The sequence below is a fragment of the Aneurinibacillus migulanus genome, assembly GCF_001274715.1.
Taxonomy (GTDB): Bacteria; Bacillota; Bacilli; order Aneurinibacillales; family Aneurinibacillaceae; genus Aneurinibacillus; species Aneurinibacillus migulanus.
On record NZ_LGUG01000004.1, the window covers coordinates 4,092,220 to 4,110,649 of the forward strand.

An 18,430-nucleotide genomic window follows, 5' to 3' on the forward strand; every position below is an offset into this window, starting at 1 on the left:
TACCACCGAACTTATGAGGAATCTTATTGACTATTAGATAGTAAAGAACCAATGAAACAAAGTGTATGATGCTTTTCATACTCATCCTCCCATATAATTGTATAATTACTTTATAATCGTACAATAAAATGGAAATAAATTCTATATTTTGTTATGTGGTTCGTATTCGATTTATATAATACCTATTCCTCAAACTTACAACTACTCCTTTCTACACCCCTTTATGTAACTTACTTTAATCTATCAATGGACGAGATGAACTACTTATAGATATAATTAGCTTACTTCTATCATAGTCACTTTTGTTTATTATTGTTCAGAATTTGTTCAGATGCACTATGTAAGATTATAGAGATGTTTATATCACATTATACTTTTTTCTTTTAAAAATGGTTATAACCTAAATCAAAAGAACTAATGTAATGTTTTTTCTAAACTTAAAGTCCACATCCTATAAACAAACTAGCTTTTTTACCATCAATATGACCTATGAGGAGGGGGACTATGCAACCGAATCCTAATTCCCTTAACACTTACACAAAAACAGTAAAAAGAAAAATTTATATTTCTGTAATTACGAAATTCTGGCTAAGTCATTCTATCGCTTTGCTATGGATGTGCTTCTCCATTTATATTTCGATGCCTTGGCTAAAGGATTTATCAAATATCATTTCTTTTCCTGTAGCACTGTTCATTATTATGGGAATTTCCTATGTTCCGGGGTATATGAGCGCTTTTCTAGTTGCAAGCTTGGCCTTTGACCGACAACCTTCGTTTAAAAATGAATTCCCAGACGATCCAGTAACTGTTCTTATAGCTGCTTATAATGAGGAAGAAAGGATATTTAACACGCTACAATACCTTTCAAGTCAGGATTATAAAGGCAAGATCAATACCATTATTATTAATAACCGTTCAACCGACAATACCGTTTCGGAAACACTAAGGGCAAAGCAAGAACTAAACTTGAATATTGATATTGTCCATGAAGATAATCCAGGAAAATTCCATGCTTTAAATAAAGGATTACAGCACGTTACGACTCCGTATGTAATTACATTAGATGCAGATACATTATTGCATCCATCAGCGATTCGTTACCTTGTCGCTCGAATTAAAAGCAGTCCTAAAGATATATGTGCAGTGGCAGGTTCGATTCTTGTTAAAAATAGTCGAGAGAACATATGGGCTAAAATACAGGAATGGGATTACTTTTTAGGCATTGCTTCTATTAAAAGGCTGCAAGGCTTATATCAGGGGACACTTGTTGCACAGGGGGCCTATAGTTTATACAAAACCTCGTGTATCAAGGAAATAGGTGGATGGCCTGACGCAATTGGTGAGGATATTGTTTTAACATGGAGGCTTTTACAAAAAGGATGGAAGGTTTATTTTGAACCCTTAGCAGTAGCTTTTACGGAAGTACCTGTTCACTTTAAACACTTTGTTCGTCAACGCTCCCGTTGGGCCAGGGGAATGATTGAAGGACTAAGGGAAATTAAACCATGGGAACAATCCCAAGTATACACAAAATATTTAACCTTTATTAATTTGATTATGCCTTATCTGGATTTCACCTACACCTTCTTTTGGATTCCTGGACTTATTCTCGCATGTTTTGGTCATTATTGGATTGTTGGACCGATGACTTTGCTTGTTTTGCCGCTTACCTTAATTAGCTATAGCTTACTTTATTTCTTTCAAAAGAAATATGTTTTTAAACCATTGAATTTACGGGTTCGCAAAAATTTCCTTGGCTTCCTTTTGTTCGTTCTTTTTTATCAAATGATTATGTCACCTGTTTCAGCATACGGATATATACAGGAAATGTTTAAACTACAAAGGGTATGGAAATAAAGTTTTAAAAGTACACAACTTCAGTTGAAATGATAACTACTTATTATATAGTAAAGCCACACTGTCGAACTGTAATCTTAAAAACAGACGCTAGAAGAAAGAACCTATGCACTGAGAAGGTTGAATCTCTGTCAATAGATTGGACACAATGAATCGAGAGAATCACGCTATTTTTCGGTACGTACGTTCGCATTGGTTGGGCGTAACATATCCGATGGAAGAGTGGATTCGCTTTCCATTGTAAAAACATGCAATGTACTCGAAAATACGCTTCTTTGCCTCAGCTCGTGTTGAAAAGGTTTCGAGATACACAAGTTCTTTCTTCAGTATACTGTGAAAAGATTCGATGCAGGCGTTGTCATAACCGTTTCCCTTGCGGCTCATGCTGCCCTTCATGCCATACTTCTTGAGACGTTCCTGATACTCGTGTGAGGCATATTGGCTGCCCCGGTCAGAATGATGCAGGACTTCGTCCTGCGGCCGTTGACGGCGATAGGCCTGATCTAGCGCCTCCAATACAAGTTCTTTCGTCATCCGTTTATCCATGTGCCAACCGACAATCTTTCGTGTATACAGGTCCATGATGCTCGCTAGATATAGCCAGCCCTCTTTGCTAGGAATGTATGTAATGTCTGCCATCCACACCTGATTGGGTGCCTGGGCGCTAAACTTCTGAGCGAGTACGTTATCGTAAACCGGTAGGTTGTGCCTGGAGTTGGTCGTGGCCTTGTACTTCTTGACGGTACGGGATTTCAAGCCAAGCTCTTTCATGATACGGGCCACCGTTTTCTCTGACACCTGAACGCCCTGCTGCCGTAGGGTTAGAGTAACCTTCGGGCTTCCATAGAGACGGCGTGACTCTAAGAAGACACGACGAATCTGCACCTCCAGCCTGTTTCGGCGCTTGCTTCGCTCACTTTCCTTGCGTATAGTCCATGCATAGTATCCGCTTCTGGAAACGTTGAGGACAGCGCACATCTTCGCGACACGGAGTTTGAAGCACTCATCCGAATGGACGGCAGTGGCAAGCTGTGCACTGCTGACATCACACAGCTGGAACGAGAATGGCAGGCAATCTCGGAACAATCCGGAACGTTGCGTATTTGGCGAGATAACGTAGTGCTTACGGTGTCTGCCGATTATTATGATCAATACCTGCTGGAGAAGTTGGACGAACTGAAGGCGTCCATCGACGATAACGGCTTTCTACGCTCTGCCCGTTTGATTGGAGTGGCGATTGCTTATTGCGAGCAGTATATCGGAGCTTCCTATTTTGAATACCGACTGAGAGAGTTGATCTACGATGGTATTCTAGAAATTAAGGGTATTCCTACGGCGATGAGATTTTATAGTATCAAACGCAAACGGCGCACTGAAAGCGAACTTTCGGTCTGCATCGATGAGCCATCCTCATAGAACAGTAAGAATAAAAAATACACCACAAAATGAATACTTACTCGTAATACCAAACGATAGAAAGAACTCTATAATGAACAAACGAGTGTAGAACGTACCTTTGCCCGGTTAAAAGAACAACTATATCGTCGCATCCAAGCGTTCCACTAACGTATCTGTTAGTGGAACTTCATTTTTCTGTTTCGTGAGAATGCATTTTTGTATGGATGGACAAACTCTATTACTTCATACATACGGTGAACGTAATAAAAATTATGAAGAAGGAAATGCTTTTCTTTAATTTCATGGATGCTACAGTTTTTTTCTTAATATGGTACTATCCTTTTATGGATTCTAACTATTCGGCACAACATTCCTTACAAGAGACGTTGAATACCATGGCTCTTTTCAAATCTTTGTCTTCCTGCATCGCGATCTTCTCCAAGATTTCCGTAATATGTTCATCCTTCAAAGCTTGGTCATCGCCAAGCTTATACGGCCATTCTTAGAACGAAATCATTATCGCCTTTTCTTGTTGTTTCTTCCGCCGTATTCACTAGAGTTGAATCCGATTGAAAAAGTATGGGCATGAATAGGGAGGGCATGGTGTTAAAACATTAGCTCAGTTNGCTTGATGATTTGCTCGACATCGTGCAGCTGCAGGACAATCTTATTATGCTTCAGAAGGAGCCCTTGCTCATTCAATCCGTCGCTTCTGGTGTCATCGGCATGCTCCAATTTATGACTAACGGCAAACCCGTTCAGCTGAAAATAGAGATTGCAGAATCCATGCCACCTGTCTTGGCAGATGAGAAAAGACTTGTACAAATTTTATTTAATTTACTGCATAACGCGCTTAAATACACCGAAGAAGGGACGATTACCATGTCCGTCGAGATCCAGAACGGACAGGCTGTCATCCATGTGTCCGATACTGGAGCCGGCATGGATGAGGAGACACAGGCTCGTATATTTTTACCCTATGAGCAAGGGTCCCATGGAATAACCGATGGAAGAGGACTGGGTCTTGGTTTAAGCATATGTAAGCAGTTGGTAGAGCTGCATGGCGGTGAACTAACAGTCCATTCCGAACCGGGTAAAGGGTCCGTATTCAGTTTTGTGCTTCCGCTGGCCGCTCCATCAGACCTCCCATCCGTGCAAAACCAGCCTCAGCAGCAGTCTGACACAAACGAGGAAGTAGCGGTCAGCTCAAGCTTTTCGGATGCGTTAACTAGCGCATGGCCGCTGCAATCCTCATTATCATCCTTTACCGATGGGAAAATAAACATCTTGGCTGTTGATGACGATCCCGTCAACCTGAAGGTGCTCGTCAGCATCCTCTCGATGGAGTCATACAACATCAGGTCAGTCACATCAGCCCGAGAAGCGCTGGAATTGCTTAGCACAGAGCGATGGGATTTACTGATTGCCGATGTTATGATGCCACATATGTCTGGATATGAGCTGACACGGAGGGTAAGGGAACAGTTCTCTATTTCGGAGCTTCCGGTTTTGCTGCTGACGGCACGTAGTCAGCCTACAGACATCTACGCCGGATTTTTATCCGGAGCCAACGATTATGTCACCAAACCCGTCGACGCTCTGGAACTNGTCACCAAACGACGCTCTGGAACTAAAATCCCGTATCTGGTCGTTAGCAACATTAAAGCAATCCGTCCATGAACGATTGCGCATGGAGGCAGCCTATCTACAGGCGCAAATTCACCCTCACTTCCTGTTCAACACGCTAAACTCAATTATGGCGTTAGGTGACATTGATACAGAGAAGATGCGCAGACTTGGTGATGCTTTTGCATCTTATTTACGGGTCAGCTTTGATTTCCTGAACTCGGGGGAACTGGTCACCCTTTCTCATGAACTAGAGCTTGTCAGTGCCTATCTATATATTGAAAAGGAGCGATTCGGAGAGAGGCTATCCGTCATATGGGAGGTTGATCCAAGCATTGATGTATTTCTTCCTCCACTTACGATCCAGCCGCTGATTGAAAACGCCGTTAAACACGGTATTCTTAGTCAAGTCAAGGGTGGTACAGTTCAACTCCGAATTACCCGTCAGGATGGTTCCACGCTTTTTGAAGTAAGGGACGACGGCAAAGGTATGGAGCAAGAAAAGGTTCAGCAACTACTGAATCTGAGGATGATAGACAAAAGCGGCATTGGACTGTCTAATACGAATCGACGTCTGACGCAAATGTACGGTAAAGGCCTGTCCATCCATAGTAAACTAGGCGAAGGTACAATGGTGTCATTCGTCATTCCAGACCCAAATAAGCAGGGAAATTTAAGGGCTACATAAACAATTGTACACAAAAGATTAAGAAGGATTTTTTCTTTCTTATCAAGCAAAAAATGATAAGCGACAATAAAATCATATTAAAATTTTATAATGAACTGTATTCTACTCTTAAAAGCACTCACTTTATACTTGAAAATAAGTTGTCTGCTGACGAGATAAAAACCTTTATCTACTAGTATAATGGACGTACAAACCGTTCTGGCTTAAACATCAATAAAAACTATAATATCGGTCCATTCTCTAGCAGAAGAGATTATATTGTTTTCGATCAAGATAATTTTGTTAATCTTCAAAAGCAGGCGCAAGATGCTAAAAAAGGGCTTTAGGCTGAGAAGTAAAGAGGAAACTCCCTAGTTATTTAAACTATCACCCGAATAATGGATACTTTGAAAAAAGTCCTTTATTCGGGCTTTTTTTGTGAGGAAAGGACAAAGATATCAGTATATTCAACTAAATCAATACAAACGTTACCTAATAAAATCAACAATGAAGCGGCTTCTTATTCTCATACCAGGCCCTTATATTAGCACTTACAGTTACCCCCATTTCCTGTTCTAACCTTGAAATTAGAAGCCAATACTGTTCTTCCATCCTGCCCCTATACCCTAATGAATCATAAAGTTGCATCAGGGTAAAGTAACTTTCCTCGTTATCAGGAAGTAGCTGTTGAATGCGTTGGTTAACCTTGATTACACCTTGCCATCTCCCTTGTTCCATATAAAACTGGCTCAAATCTTGTGCATGCCGGAGCCACAACAGCCGAAGGCGCTCTCGTTCCTGTTCTGCCCACATGTACTCATAATCTCCGAGATAATCTCCTTTATACAGCTTCAAAGCCTGCTCGTGCTGCGCGACATTATGAAGATCGATTGGGCCTAATTGTTTAACCTTATTCTCCCACTCCTCCGTATCTATTCGCACCTCTCCAACAGTAAGCCTGTACCCAGCCTCTAAATCCCCGCTACTAATAGACACCGCTTCCATCCTGTTACTTTTTAAAGTTTGGCGGATATGGTAAGCCGTTGTATAAAGTTGCTTCGCTGCTCTATCCATCTCAAAATCCGGCCACAAAAGCTCAATTAGCGTATTTCTATCAATCACCCGTTCCCGATGATGCAGCAAATAGGTAAATAGCTCCTGTGCCTTGCTCGTCCGCCATTTGACAGTTTGAGCTTCCTCACCAGGAAGTTGAAATCGTAACTGGTTAAAACAACAAATAAACGGGGGCTCCAATTCCTGTTTGTTGTCTTCTCCAGTCTCTATTTTCTCCCTTAACCGTTGTACTGTTTTCTGTAGGCGACTTGATTGAATAGGTTTCATAACATAATCTAGGGCATACATCTCAAACGCTTGTACTGCATATCGATCGTAAGCGGTCACAAAAACAATTTCTATACTAGGAACCAATTCCTGTAGTTGCTCTCCAAGTTTCAACCCACTAATTTCGGGCATATGGATATCAAGAAACACCGCATCGGGCTGAAGTTTTTTTATATCCTCGACAACATGAGCCGGATCCGAAAACATTCCAATCACCTGAATACCACTTACATCACATTCCAGCGCTTTTCGGAGTTGTTGTAAAGCCAATCGTTCATCATCAACCAATATCACTCTCATCAGGGGTACCCCTCTCTTACACTTTAGTTTCTATTCTATGATGATCCTGATTACAGTACTTTATTAATTAAGCACTTTAACAAAAAGCCACCACCGCCGACATTGTACAGGCAGTGGTGGCTTTTTACTTGTTAGTCAATTAAATTGTTCGTTTTTAATACTCTTTTCATAAGTGCAGCAGCTTCTGCTCGAGTCATGTTGCTTTTTGGACTCAACAATTGCTTGTCATCTCCTTTGAGAATACCAGCCGAAATCATACGAGCTACCGCCTCTTTTGCCCAAGTAGAGACATCTTTGGCATCACCATACTCAGAAAGCTTCGCCTCTATCTCTGATGCACTCATGGAGCTTTGCGGCTTAATCAAGTTGTACGCACCAGCAATCATCACGAAGCCTTGCTCTCTTGTAATTTGCTCTTCACCGTGGAACTTACCATCGTTGTACCCAGCTACGATCCCGAATTCATTTGCAATGCTTACAGCATCATGGTACCAAGCCGAAGCAGGAACGTCACTGAATACATTCGACGTTGTATTCTGACGCAACAGGCCTAGCCCCGTCGCCACAATCGTAGCAAACTCAGAGCGGTTTACATTACGATTTGGCGAGAACGTATTATTTCCTGTACCTGCAAGATCCAATCTTGCTGCGATATCATTAATATCTTCTTTCGCCCAATGATTCTTCACGTCACTGAAATCTTTCGGATTCCAGATGACAGAGTAATTGGCATGGCTATGCAGGTCATTAATTTGAGCATAATAACGGTCCCCAATTTTCGTAACAACCGTTGGCACATGGAACACGGTACCGTCTGGATTTACGACTACGCCTGTTGTAATCCGGTTCCGGTCCACTCCCTCAGGCAATGCAATGTATTTTGTAGCATATCCGTTTAATTCTCCAGCTTTAACCGTCTGACCCTGATTCGTAAACGTTGCCTCCAGATTAACCGGATTTACAAGTAATTCATATCCACTTTCTTTCGCTACATTGTGAGCCTGTTCAGTTAACGTATCCGAAGAACGTTGAATGTGGATATTTACCATAATATCGCTAGGCTTTGCACCGTTAAATTGTTTCTCAATCGCATCCAAATTTAATTGTGCACTAGGAACTGGATAGCTCGCCAGCGGGCTTTCAATCTTCAGGCTAGAATTCGTATCCGCAAGTTTTTTAACTGCCCCTACGGTTAAACCCTGAACCTCAACTGTACCATCATTCGGAACGCTAATTTTCAAATTCTGTCCCTTTTCTTTTGCAAGAATGGTAGACAATTGTTCCGGATTAATAGTTACTTTCGTGTTTGTGCGCTCTCCGTCTTTGGTTGTCGTACCTGTTGCAAACGGAGTTTCCGTATTGTCTACGGTTGTTTTAATACCGGTAGGTGTCCCAGTGTTCGTATCCGTATTTGTATTGGTGTTTCCACCTCTATCACTTCTGTCTTTACTGCTTCCACCGCTACCACCGCCGGAGCTAATTCGGCTCAGTCCGTTTCTTGCTGATGTTAATGCATCTAGTGCCGCCTTCACTTGTGTTTGCGTTGCATTCGGATCAGTTAATATTTTGTTTGCTTCTGTCAATGCATCCTGCAGCGTTTTCCAGCTTGCTGATGTATAGTTTGCTTCCTTCAGGTTCTCACCATTAATTTCAGTCACTTTTGCTTGCAGGGCACTCTTGTCGACTGTACCAACTGGAGTCAGTCCAGTTCTTGCTGCTGTCAATGCTTTTAGGGCAACGTCGACTTTCGCTTGGCTTGCATCCGGATCTGCTAATACACTGTTAGCAGTGTTTAGTGCTGATTGTAATGCCTGCCAACTATCTGACGTATAATCAGCTTCCTTCAAATTTTCTCCATTAATCGCATTCACTTTCGCTTGTAAAACGGTTTTATCGACTGTAGCCGGAACTGGTTTTAACCCATTTCGAGCTGTATCTAAAGCTGCCTTAGCAGCATCTACATCTGCTTGAGTCGCATCTGGATCGTTCAATACTGTTCGAGCTACTGTCAGTGCGTCCTGTAGAGTCTGCCAGCTTGCTGGCGTGTAATCTGCTTTCTTCAGATTCTCGTGATCGACTTCAGCTACCTTCACCTGCAAGGCTGCTTTGTTTACTCCATCCGGAATTGATGGGACTAATCCCTCAAGTGCTGTCTCCAGTGCTTTTAACGCTCTATCTACTTCTGCTTGATTCGTAGCCGGATCGTTTAATACTGTTTGAGCTACGGTTAATACGTCCTGCAGAATTTGCCAGCTTGCTGGCGTGTAGTCCGCCTCGTTCAGGTTTGCATGATTAATTGCACTCACTTTTGTTTGCAAAGCTGATTTGTCGACTGAATCGACTGGAGTTAATCCAGTTCTTGCTGCTGTCAATGTGCTTAGCGCATTTTCAACTTCTGCTTGTGTAGCATTCGGATTACTCAATACATTGTTAGCAGCCGTTAATGCTTCTTGTAACTTTGTCCAACTTTCTGGTGTATAATCTGCTTCTTTCAGGTTTTCACCGTTGATTTCATTCACTTTTGCTTGTAAAGCACTCTTGTCGACTGAACCAACTGGAGACAATCCATTTCTTGCTGCTGTCAATACGGTTAGCGCATTTTCAATTTCCGCTTGTGTGGCATTCGGATTACTCAATACATCGTTAGCAGTCTTTAATGCTCCTTGTAGCTTGGTCCAACTTTCTGGTGTGTAGTCTGTTTCCTTCAGATTCTCACCGTTGATTTCAGTCACTTTCGCTTGCAGTACGGATTTATCCACGGTCGTAACTTCAGTTGTAACTGCAAAGGTAAAATACTTGTGATTATCCAGTGGTATATTAGCGACATAATACTCACTACCGTTCACATTTTGCTCTGTAAGCAAAGTTTGTGTCGCACCACTAAAGTCTGTATCATTATCGCTAACGAGTAGTTTGACACTATCCCCGGTAGTAATCTCGCTCTTCGGAATGGCCACTTGTACAGCACCAACACTATTCGTGTTTTGTACTTTCCAGACACGTTGCGCATGGTACAAATTCTGACTTCCGACCTGCCGATCAAATGTCAAATCTTTTCCATTATCGCCCCAGATCAAATATTGTTTATCGCTACTAAACGTATTGGCATTCTCTTTATTGGAAGCAGCAATCGAACCAAGGCCAATCGTCACTTGTGTACCATCATTGATACTGAGGCTTTGTTTCTGATTAAGTCCTTCTACATCGTCACGCCCAATGCCTGCGATGTTGTTCTTGTAGGTTGCATCTGCTGTCCATACAACACTGCTAGCTGTATCAACATAATCACTAGCACCGTTATTTAGTGTGATGCCATATTTTACAGCAAGATAACTTTCAATCTTATTCCTATCAACATTAGTGCTATGATCGAAGAGAATTATTTCAGCAACCTCACCGTTAAGATGCTGCCAGTTACCAGGATTATTAGCACCATCCCCCCCTCCGATCATTGGGGTAAATGTAACCGACTCAAAACCGCCATTTTTAGTAATCGTTTGATTTTTCCCATCCAGTCTACCCACTGGGGAATTTTTTTCACTAATATCGAATGCTACCAAATGATATCGGCTAGCATCATTAAATTTGAATATATGATAGGTATAATTCGTGCCATTTCCAACACTAAGTCCGCCCTCGTTGGCAAAAATAGCAGCACTATAATGGGCCATTTTTTGTGTCGAGCCCACCATGTTTCCTGTTGATTTGAATACAGCATACCCATCCATGTACGTAATCGGCTTGTCACCAGCTAGATTCTGATTTGGCAATGTTGTTTTAGGTGCAGTGTTCGTAAACTTCACGACAGGATTAAAATTGACACCGTTTTCCTTCTTCTCTGGTGCTCCTGTTACAGTAAAGGTATTCGTACCTGTCCGATCCTCCCAACCTGCCAGAGACACACTATCTGACGTAGTGGTAGCATCTTCTGCTTTCAACCATAAATTTGCATTACTTACCCCACCTGGGCCAACGACAGAGGCTGACACTTCCCGTGGTACTAATGTACCAGAGAAACTCCCTGCAACTAATGCAAAGACGAGTGACACAGAGAGTCGCTTCATCCAGTGGTTCTTCTTTCTTCGTGTTAACATGACTTCCCCCTTACCAAAAGTTATTTAGAATCACAATATATTCTGATTTCCTCCCCCCCTATATCAAAAAAAATTAGAAATCCATCTAGTTAATTTTTTCTGATAGATTTCAATTAAAACTTCTCCAAATTCAGTATAATAATCCGATATATACAAAACATATACAACAACACTCAATTATATAAAACTTTATACCTGTCATTTAAAACTGCAAAATTCAATTTTGCTGAAAAAAACTTTCTGGTACTATGAAAATTACGGTCACTAAAATTGTTGACGAGAGTACGTTTAAAGCGAAAGTAAATGGAAAGGAAGAAAGCATCTGCTGATCGGTGTTGACACTCCTGAGACTATCCATTCAAACAAACCAGTACAACGGTATGGCCCAGAAGCCTCCGCTTACACGAAAAAACGTTTAGAGAGACAACGGTTGACACCCCTGTATATGCCACTAACCACAACTACCTTCGCCATTCGTGACCTGAACGTTATCCATACCAAATGCACATAAAAAAAAGCGAGTTATCCATTTGAATAAACTCGCTAATTTAAATAAAAAAGACGACTTACTATAAAAGTGAACTGTAACCCGAATAATGGACACTTAAAAAAAATCCGTTATTCGGGTTACAGTTCAAGCGTACAGGAAATCGGCTTTTTCTATGTAAAAAATCGCTTAGCGTAGGAAAAATCGGTTTTTTAATGCCAAAAAATTAGAAATCTCTTTTCTTTTTAAGGATAAAAAACAGAATCATTATCATAAAAAGGCAGTATACATATACCCACACAAAAGGTAATGCGATTTGAAAGCTAAAATGTATATTGTCCCCAAGATTTAAATTTGAAAAGACTTTAGAAAACGGCGGTAAAATCCACAATATAGGATGAAGTATAGAAGGTAATTTAGCTTCTATGCCATTGTAGGATACAGATAAAATTAAAAGTAAACTAACACCTCCCCACGAGTCCATGGTTCGAATAACAAGGGATTTGCTGAAAAGCGTAGCTATGAGAATCCCTAACAAGGAAAGTGTTATGTGGCTTAGAAGAGATAAAAAAATATGTAAAAATTGAACAGGCTTATCAAACATATCAAAAATAATAGGATAAACTACCGCAAAAATAGAAAGTAATATGGTTATAATCCATGTTGAGATAATTTTACTTATATAAACTTTTGCTACGCCTCCCGCATGCAGTATTGTTACCTGATGCTGAATAGAGTCTTCTGTGTTAAACAAGCTCATGCAAAGCCATGCAGAAAGAAAATATAGGGACATACACGTAATGGCGTAACTATCCATAATAGGATTTGGAGCATACGTATAAAAAACGCCAATCCATATGATATAAATAGAGACTTGCGGAATGTAACGATAAGAACGTATGTAATCGCATAATACATATCGTATTAAAAATGGCATGCTAACCTCCCTTATATGAAACAATGCCGTTTACTCTCTATTATTAAGTTTGAAAGATTTCATTTATTTTACGTTCATAGTGATCGTTCTGGTGCTTAGTGACAGAACATATAGAAGCTCCCCAACATAGAAGTTGAACAATAAGCCTGTCACTATAACTAGGGACAACTTGCATACGCCAAACGTCTTCTGTTAGGCTTATATATTCTGTAACTCCATCTACATCTCTTAATAGATCACATGCTTTACTGTCATGCCATCTACATTCAATAATCATGTAATTATCTATCTCTTCCCGAAGCATAAAATCCTCTTTTATCTTTTTACCCTCTAAAATAATAGCCCTATCAGCCACTTTTCTTAATAAATCCATTTCATGGCAGGTAAAAATGATTGCCATTCCGCTTTTTTTCAAAGATAGAATCTGTTCTATGAGATGCTGTTGTGTAGTAATATCTAGACCGGACAAAGGCTCATCCAGAACGAGAATATCGGGTTCGTGAAGTATAGCTTGCATAATCCCTACTTTTTGTCTCATTCCCTTTGATAAATGGTGAATCCATAGGTTCTTTACAGCATCTAGTTGAAATTCGGAAATTAATTGAGGAATTCGTTTTTGTAAGTAGTAAGAGGATAGGCCTTGTATTTTCCCGAGGTGATATAAATATTCATCCGGAGTAAATCGTAAATTTTTAGGGAACTGTTCTGGGATATAACCAATCTTTAATTTGTCTCCTCTAATTTGCCTTACAAGGCCATCTGTAGCTTTACTTAAACCTAAAATAATCTTTAAAATTGTACTTTTACCAGAACCATTTTTACCTATATAAAAGTCAGAGGGAAATGGTGTTATTTATATCGTGCAATCGATAAAGACGGGCACACATTGGATATTCAACTTCGTAAAAAACGGGAGCAGCATGATGCTTGTACTTCTTCGCGGTTCACTTAAATCCGGTAAAAAGAACGGAATGCAGTTTAGTATGTGTAGCCAGAGGTGAAGCTGAATGATTGACATGCAGTATATATACGATTTTAAGGCAGAGATGGATATAATGAAGTTTGTAGGTAATTATAATGAAATAAAATCAATCCTTCAGCAGTACCCTCAGGAACAGTGGTCATATGAAATGATTTTAGCATATGCAAGGGCACTGAATTATCTGCAAGATTATTCTGATCAGACCAATCCATTTGAGCAAGCATATGGGCTGCTGCAAACTGTTTCTGATAAGGGAATTACGGACGCTGAATGGCATTTAATAATGTCTTCTATTAGTTTTAATCTACAACTTTACGCTGAGGCAGTAAAACATGCTAAACAAGCAAATACTATCATAGCTGGCTGTGCTGATGATATGCTTGCACTGTACTCACAATATGATTAGTAGAACGCTTCTGAAATAACGTTCATGTTCAACTATCGCTCTAACCCATGTTTCCATCGAGAAGGAACCCGAATTTAAGAGATACGTTAATATATTTTTACTTGAGTCGAGAACGTTGGGACGCAATCGGCAGTATTTTGTTACGCTAACAGGGTCGATAGTTCAATGAGGCAGTCTATAACTTTTACCTTATTATTTAGTTTAGATCCATGGATTGCTTCAATCTGACTTAGAGTCTAAAACTAATTTTCAAATAGCTAGTGATTTAGAAACCGGGACTCCTCTCTGTACCATAAGGTATTCTGCTCTAAAACTTATTTTCATTGAACACCACTGTGCAGAGATAATAAAGTTATTTGGAGGTAAGTAAAGTGTCGCAAATAGATGAATTACATAAAAAAATAGAGGGTCTATTAGCTGAAAGAGTTGTTGATGATGATATTGAGTATTTTGAAGAGTACAAGAAGATAACAGGAATAACAGATAAACAAATTGACGACTTTGAAAGAGATTTTAGCATTTCATTACCAACAGATTTTAAGGCGTTTTATAAACTTAAGGATGGCAGCGGTTATCCGCTTAATCTTTTGTATACTTCATATAAAGATAGTTGTATTCCATTTACATTGCTTTCCTTTGATGATATTAGAGATACTAAGAAATTTTTCTGCGATCGCGATAATTTAATGAGTGAATATTACAGCGATGAGGAAATTAGTAAGCTTGATTCTCGTATTAAGCCATATTTATTTAACAAGCGTTGGTTTCCTTTTGCACAGGTTGCAGGAGGGTCATTGTATCTAATGTTAGACTTTGACCCGACAGAACATGGTACAGTTGGGCAAGTTATCTTTTATGTACATGACCCTGATTTTGTATATTTTATAGCTCCAACATTTTCAGATCTTTTACAAGATACTATTCAAAATCTTGAAGATGATTGGTATGATGAATGCCGATAAAAATAAGCCAGCTTGTGTAAAAACACAACTATCAAAAATAATGGTACAAAACGTTTCGATTTTCTAGCGAATGTCAATCAATTTACCGTTTACGTTTAAAAAGACAGATTTCCCGCTACCTGTTGTTCCGGCAGCTAACATATGAGGCATTTTTGTTAAATCAGCATGTATAGGTTTCCCTTGAACATCTACCCCTAATGGGATGTATAAATTATGCCTGTTAGCTAAATAGCTTTTAGCTTCTAACATTCCTCTTAGGTTAACCATGTATGGACTTTTATTAGGCACTTCAATGCCAACAACATTAGTACCGGGAATGGGAATATATATGCCAATTTTTTCGGCCCGTAAAGCAGCTTGAAAATTATTTTCAAATCGTTTATACCCCTTGATGTTTAGGCCCTTTTGGGGTAACAATTCAAAACGGGTTACACGTGGTCCATTTGTTACGCCTACTTTGTTTTTTGATAGTCCGCTTTCAAGCTTTCTATCCAGCGACAAAAAGCTTGGAATCCCTGGCGTGTACTTCTGAAGGAAAAATCTTTTCCATACATCAGTCCTCGGTCATCCTGCGCTCGTGCCACATGGTTGTGCTTTGCGATGTCTACACCTACAATCAAAGTGATTACCTAAGTTTTGCCTGAATGTGCTTGCAAAATTCCAGAAATGAAGGTGCTACAATGATTGCATCATCAGGGTCGTAACTTTCTTCGTAATCCATATATTTAATTTCCCCTGTTTGGATATCAATCCAAAAATCATTATCCGCATGATTATCAGCAAAAGGGATATGAAATAGAACAAAGTTCTCAAAATCCTCAGAGTAGTCTATCCTCCTATTTTTTGCTCTTTCAATAGACATTGTGTAATAAGAATCATCCTCATCTTCGATTAACGGAATATGAAAAAAACTCCCAATTTCTATCGAGAAATAATCCTTGTTTGATATTTCATAAAAATTATCAGGGTAAATATATGCCCCTTTAGTAAACACTCCCCCATTTTTAGCAAGGTAAAACCTTATAAAATCTTTTTTTCCTGGAAACTCATCAGATACAATTTCATTTATTTTGGAAACTGATATCTCCTTCCAAGAATTCTCGAATAAAATATCGTTATTCAGAAATTCATTAGTGTTACATTTAGAATTGTTGTTCATTTAAGTTCCACATCCTACTTTTCCTTTTAATTTATTACTTCTTTTAGTTGCTTCCGCAACAGCTTCAGAGGAACCGTATTTAAAAACCTGTATCTTTTTTAAAGTCATCAGTGCCGCCGATATATGGGTGTTTATGATAATCTTCGTGTACAAATTGCATTTTGTCTTAGGGGCGGAATCTATATAATGGGCTCGATAATTTCTACCTGGATCATTCATTCCAGCTTTTTTCGCAAGTACGGCTCTATCATCAAAATACGATCCTGTTGCATCTACAGTAAAGGTACCGTGTGGATTACTTTGGCTTATAACTTCGGGGTGTATTCAAAAAGTTGAATTCTTGTCTAACCTTCTACATTACTTCCAAAAGCAAGATGTTTGCAAATCCTGAAAGCTGATTTCTTTATATATTATATTCAGTGTACGTTCTACCTTATCTTCCCCAACATAAGGAGCTTCGATTTGAAAGATTTCATATTTCCCTAAAGATTTATTTACTCTAAATTCTAACACCTTTGTTCTATCAAGGAGAATTACTCCATACTCCCAATCGAATTCATCAGATTTACATACATATACGAGAATATTTTTGGACTCTAGATATTTTTGGAAGTTAAATAAATTCGGAGAGTCTTCATAGAATTCAATCGCATGTAAATATCGTTTTCTTTCTGAAAAATACAACTTCAATTCAACTTCTTGAGCATTAAAAATTTCTATTAGAATGAGTTGGACAGCTTGGTGCTTGAATTCTTGACTGTACTTTTTTGCCATCGTAGACACCTCGATTTAGAATGATTGTCGCACTCTCGGTTCTGCGTGTCCAGAATTCAGTCTACCAACACTAATTTATTCGTAGCAACTGCGGATGCTGGATTCAGCCCTGTAAATAATAATGCAGGCAATGCTATCAGTCCACCACCCCCTACAACTGAATCAATGAATGAAGCTAAAAATCGAAAAACAATCAAAACAATTAATATCAATGGGTCTAAGTACAAATGCATTCAATCGACCTTTCCATAGTCACTATTAACCGTTGTAACGAATTAATCCAGAATACTACCACTACCTTATTCCCACAGTTATTTTGATTTAATTCCTGCACCACAAAGAGGTATTATAATTTTTTCATCTGGTGCCTTCTTATATTTTAAATAACCTGCATAGTTTGCAGCTGTTGTGACTTCAACATAGAAACCTTTATCAGCAAGCATTGCCCGTGCACTCAGAATCTCATCCTCTTTAATGTCAATAAATAAACCATTTGTTTCGCGTACAGCTTCTAAAATTTGTCTTGAGCGTGCTGGGGCTGCAATGGCAATACCTTCTGCTAAAGTACCTTTATTGGTTACAGGTTCTGCTATTTCTAGCCCATCTTCATATGCACTCATGAGAGGTGCACAGTTTGCTGCTTGGATTGCAACAATCTTCGGCATTTTTTCTATTAATTTGTTTTCAAATAACTCTTTAAAACCATTGTACGCACCAAGTACAAGTGTACCATTACCAGCTGGGATGATTAATGCATCTGGCACTCCTTTTAATTGCTCGTAAATTTCATAAGCGTACGTCTTAGTTCCTTCATAAAAATAAGGATTATACACATGACTTGCGTAAAAAACTTTTTCTTCGTCTACTGCTTTTTGCGCCGCAGCTGCAATGTCCTCTCGTGTACCATGAATTTCTTTAATCGTTGCTCCATGGGCTTTTATTTGAGCGATCTTTTTCGGTGAAGTTTCATCACTTAGATAAATATCACAGGCAATATTACAACGTGCTGCATAAGCTGCAATCGCCGTTCCTGCATTACCACTACTATCAGCAATCACCTTTGATACCCCTAATTCTTTCGCCTTCGTCATCAAAACAACGGCTCCTCGATCTTTAAAGGATAATGTAGGCATCATATAATCAACTTTTACATACGTATTTGGCTCCATAGGATCTAGAACGATTAAAGGTGATTGACCTTCACCCATTGTCACGGATTTCCATGTCTTAGAATCTTTTGCGAATGGCATGGTTTCAAAATAACGCCATAATGAGTTTGGATAGTTATTCCAAGCTGCAATATCAACTTTTGGGGTATCTTTTACTATGTTTAATACTCCGCCACATTCACATTTCCATATAGTTGGTGTAATATCATACTTTTTGCCACAACTGTTACAAATAAATTGTTCCATCATTGTATTAATCCTTTCGAATAAT

Annotated in this window: 15 protein-coding genes and 5 pseudogenes; 9 read left to right on the forward strand and 11 right to left on the reverse strand. The window is 39.4% G+C overall.

Features of this window, described 5'->3' with window-relative positions:
* The first annotated feature begins 504 nt into the window (after positions 1-504).
* The gene (locus AF333_RS21395; RefSeq protein WP_043066850.1) at positions 505-1,857 is read left to right on the forward strand and encodes a glycosyltransferase; all 1,353 of its coding nucleotides are present in this window, start codon (positions 505-507) and stop codon (positions 1,855-1,857) included.
* A gap of 162 nt (positions 1,858-2,019) precedes the next feature.
* Here AF333_RS21395 and AF333_RS21400 read toward each other — a convergent pair.
* Positions 2,020-2,847: pseudogene (locus AF333_RS21400) on the reverse strand (IS3 family transposase); the annotation flags it as partial.
* Between the two features lie 21 nt (positions 2,848-2,868).
* On the opposite strand from AF333_RS21400, the gene AF333_RS21405 reads away from it, so the two are divergent.
* From AF333_RS21405 to AF333_RS36045, 4 genes and pseudogenes are all read left to right on the forward strand, one after another.
* A complete protein-coding gene (locus tag AF333_RS21405) occupies positions 2,869-3,273 on the forward strand; it encodes a DUF3658 domain-containing protein (RefSeq protein ID WP_052812049.1) in 405 nt (134 codons plus the stop codon).
* A 436-nt stretch (positions 3,274-3,709) separates the two neighbouring features.
* A complete protein-coding gene (locus AF333_RS33090) occupies positions 3,710-3,844 on the forward strand; it encodes a transposase (RefSeq protein WP_139189330.1) in 135 nt (44 codons plus the stop codon).
* 37 nt (positions 3,845-3,881) lie between these two features.
* Positions 3,882-4,862, forward strand: a pseudogene (locus tag AF333_RS36040) (ATP-binding response regulator); the annotation flags it as partial.
* A 1-nt stretch (position 4,863) separates the two neighbouring features.
* Positions 4,864-5,569 (forward strand): annotated as a pseudogene (locus AF333_RS36045) (sensor histidine kinase); the annotation flags it as partial.
* A 480-nt stretch (positions 5,570-6,049) separates the two neighbouring features.
* Here the strand turns inward: AF333_RS36045 and AF333_RS21420 are convergent.
* Together AF333_RS21420 and AF333_RS21425 are read right to left on the reverse strand one after the other, a co-directional pair.
* Positions 6,050-7,189, reverse strand: a complete 1,140-nt coding sequence (locus AF333_RS21420) for a response regulator (RefSeq protein WP_043066846.1) — start codon at positions 7,187-7,189, stop codon at positions 6,050-6,052.
* A gap of 131 nt (positions 7,190-7,320) precedes the next feature.
* On the reverse strand, positions 7,321-11,283 hold the full coding sequence (locus AF333_RS21425; protein ID WP_043066845.1) for an S-layer homology domain-containing protein: 3,963 nt from the start codon (positions 11,281-11,283) through the stop codon (positions 7,321-7,323).
* 328 nt (positions 11,284-11,611) lie between these two features.
* Between AF333_RS21425 and AF333_RS32230 the strand changes: the two genes are divergently transcribed.
* Complete coding sequence (locus tag AF333_RS32230) at positions 11,612-11,794, forward strand: thermonuclease family protein (RefSeq protein ID WP_407638689.1); 183 nt, start codon at positions 11,612-11,614, stop codon at positions 11,792-11,794.
* Between the two features lie 202 nt (positions 11,795-11,996).
* Here the strand turns inward: AF333_RS32230 and AF333_RS21430 are convergent, their stop codons facing one another.
* Both AF333_RS21430 and AF333_RS32235 read right to left on the reverse strand, forming a co-directional pair.
* Positions 11,997-12,587: a hypothetical protein gene (locus AF333_RS21430; protein ID WP_235496803.1), complete on the reverse strand. Its 591-nt coding sequence runs from the start codon at positions 12,585-12,587 to the stop codon at positions 11,997-11,999.
* Between the two features lie 163 nt (positions 12,588-12,750).
* The gene (locus AF333_RS32235) at positions 12,751-13,560 is read right to left on the reverse strand and encodes an ATP-binding cassette domain-containing protein (protein ID WP_080787804.1); all 810 of its coding nucleotides are present in this window, start codon (positions 13,558-13,560) and stop codon (positions 12,751-12,753) included.
* Here AF333_RS32235 and AF333_RS32240 point away from each other — a divergent pair.
* From AF333_RS32240 to AF333_RS21445, 3 genes and pseudogenes are all read left to right on the forward strand, one after another.
* Positions 13,528-13,635: pseudogene (locus AF333_RS32240) on the forward strand (DDE-type integrase/transposase/recombinase); the annotation flags it as partial. The gene AF333_RS32235 and the pseudogene AF333_RS32240 overlap by 33 nt on opposite strands.
* Before the next feature lie 79 nt (positions 13,636-13,714).
* Positions 13,715-14,095 (forward strand): hypothetical protein, encoded by a 381-nt coding sequence (locus AF333_RS21440; RefSeq protein WP_043066843.1) that lies wholly within the window; start codon positions 13,715-13,717, stop codon positions 14,093-14,095.
* 371 nt (positions 14,096-14,466) lie between these two features.
* Positions 14,467-15,057, forward strand: coding sequence for an SMI1/KNR4 family protein (locus AF333_RS21445; protein ID WP_043066842.1), 591 nt, complete (start codon positions 14,467-14,469; stop codon positions 15,055-15,057).
* 63 nt (positions 15,058-15,120) lie between these two features.
* Here AF333_RS21445 and AF333_RS21450 read toward each other — a convergent pair whose 3' ends face one another.
* From AF333_RS21450 to AF333_RS21465, 6 genes and pseudogenes are all read right to left on the reverse strand, one after another.
* Positions 15,121-15,558 carry a DNA translocase FtsK gene (locus tag AF333_RS21450; RefSeq protein WP_043066841.1) on the reverse strand — a complete coding sequence of 146 codons (438 nt, stop codon included), beginning with the start codon at positions 15,556-15,558 and terminating at the stop codon, positions 15,121-15,123.
* 124 nt (positions 15,559-15,682) lie between these two features.
* Positions 15,683-16,216, reverse strand: coding sequence for a hypothetical protein (locus AF333_RS21455; protein ID WP_043066840.1), 534 nt, complete (start codon positions 16,214-16,216; stop codon positions 15,683-15,685).
* The gene (locus AF333_RS36055) at positions 16,217-16,435 is read right to left on the reverse strand and encodes a hypothetical protein (RefSeq protein WP_235496806.1); all 219 of its coding nucleotides are present in this window, start codon (positions 16,433-16,435) and stop codon (positions 16,217-16,219) included.
* Positions 16,436-16,573: 138 nt separating this feature from the next.
* Entirely contained in the window at positions 16,574-16,990 is a 417-nt protein-coding gene (locus AF333_RS21460) for a hypothetical protein (protein ID WP_043066839.1), read from the reverse strand.
* Between the two features lie 71 nt (positions 16,991-17,061).
* A pseudogene (locus AF333_RS37660) lies at positions 17,062-17,223 on the reverse strand (TSUP family transporter); the annotation flags it as partial.
* Positions 17,224-17,301: 78 nt separating this feature from the next.
* A complete protein-coding gene (locus AF333_RS21465; protein ID WP_043066889.1) occupies positions 17,302-18,405 on the reverse strand; it encodes a threonine synthase in 1,104 nt (367 codons plus the stop codon).
* Positions 18,406-18,430: the final 25 nt, after the last annotated feature.

Bases quoted from the DNA above. Each gene is read 5' to 3' on its own strand.
- AF333_RS21455 (WP_043066840.1), bottom strand. From the start codon at position 16,216: ATGAACAACAATTCTAAATGTAACACTAATGAATTTCTGAATAACGAT.
- AF333_RS21430 (WP_235496803.1), bottom strand. From the start codon at position 12,587: ATGGATAGTTACGCCATTACGTGTATGTCCCTATATTTTCTTTCTGCA.
- AF333_RS21460 (WP_043066839.1), bottom strand. From the start codon at position 16,990: ATGGCAAAAAAGTACAGTCAAGAATTCAAGCACCAAGCTGTCCAACTC.
- AF333_RS33090 (WP_139189330.1), top strand. From the start codon at position 3,710: ATGTTCATCCTTCAAAGCTTGGTCATCGCCAAGCTTATACGGCCATTC.
- AF333_RS21420 (WP_043066846.1), bottom strand. From the start codon at position 7,189: ATGAGAGTGATATTGGTTGATGATGAACGATTGGCTTTACAACAACTC.
- AF333_RS36055 (WP_235496806.1), bottom strand. From the start codon at position 16,435: ATGAATGATCCAGGTAGAAATTATCGAGCCCATTATATAGATTCCGCC.
- AF333_RS21405 (WP_052812049.1), top strand. From the start codon at position 2,869: ATGGACGGCAGTGGCAAGCTGTGCACTGCTGACATCACACAGCTGGAA.
- AF333_RS21395 (WP_043066850.1), top strand. From the start codon at position 505: ATGCAACCGAATCCTAATTCCCTTAACACTTACACAAAAACAGTAAAA.
- AF333_RS21465 (WP_043066889.1), bottom strand. From the start codon at position 18,405: ATGGAACAATTTATTTGTAACAGTTGTGGCAAAAAGTATGATATTACA.
- AF333_RS21425 (WP_043066845.1), bottom strand. From the start codon at position 11,283: ATGTTAACACGAAGAAAGAAGAACCACTGGATGAAGCGACTCTCTGTG.
- AF333_RS21440 (WP_043066843.1), top strand. From the start codon at position 13,715: ATGATTGACATGCAGTATATATACGATTTTAAGGCAGAGATGGATATA.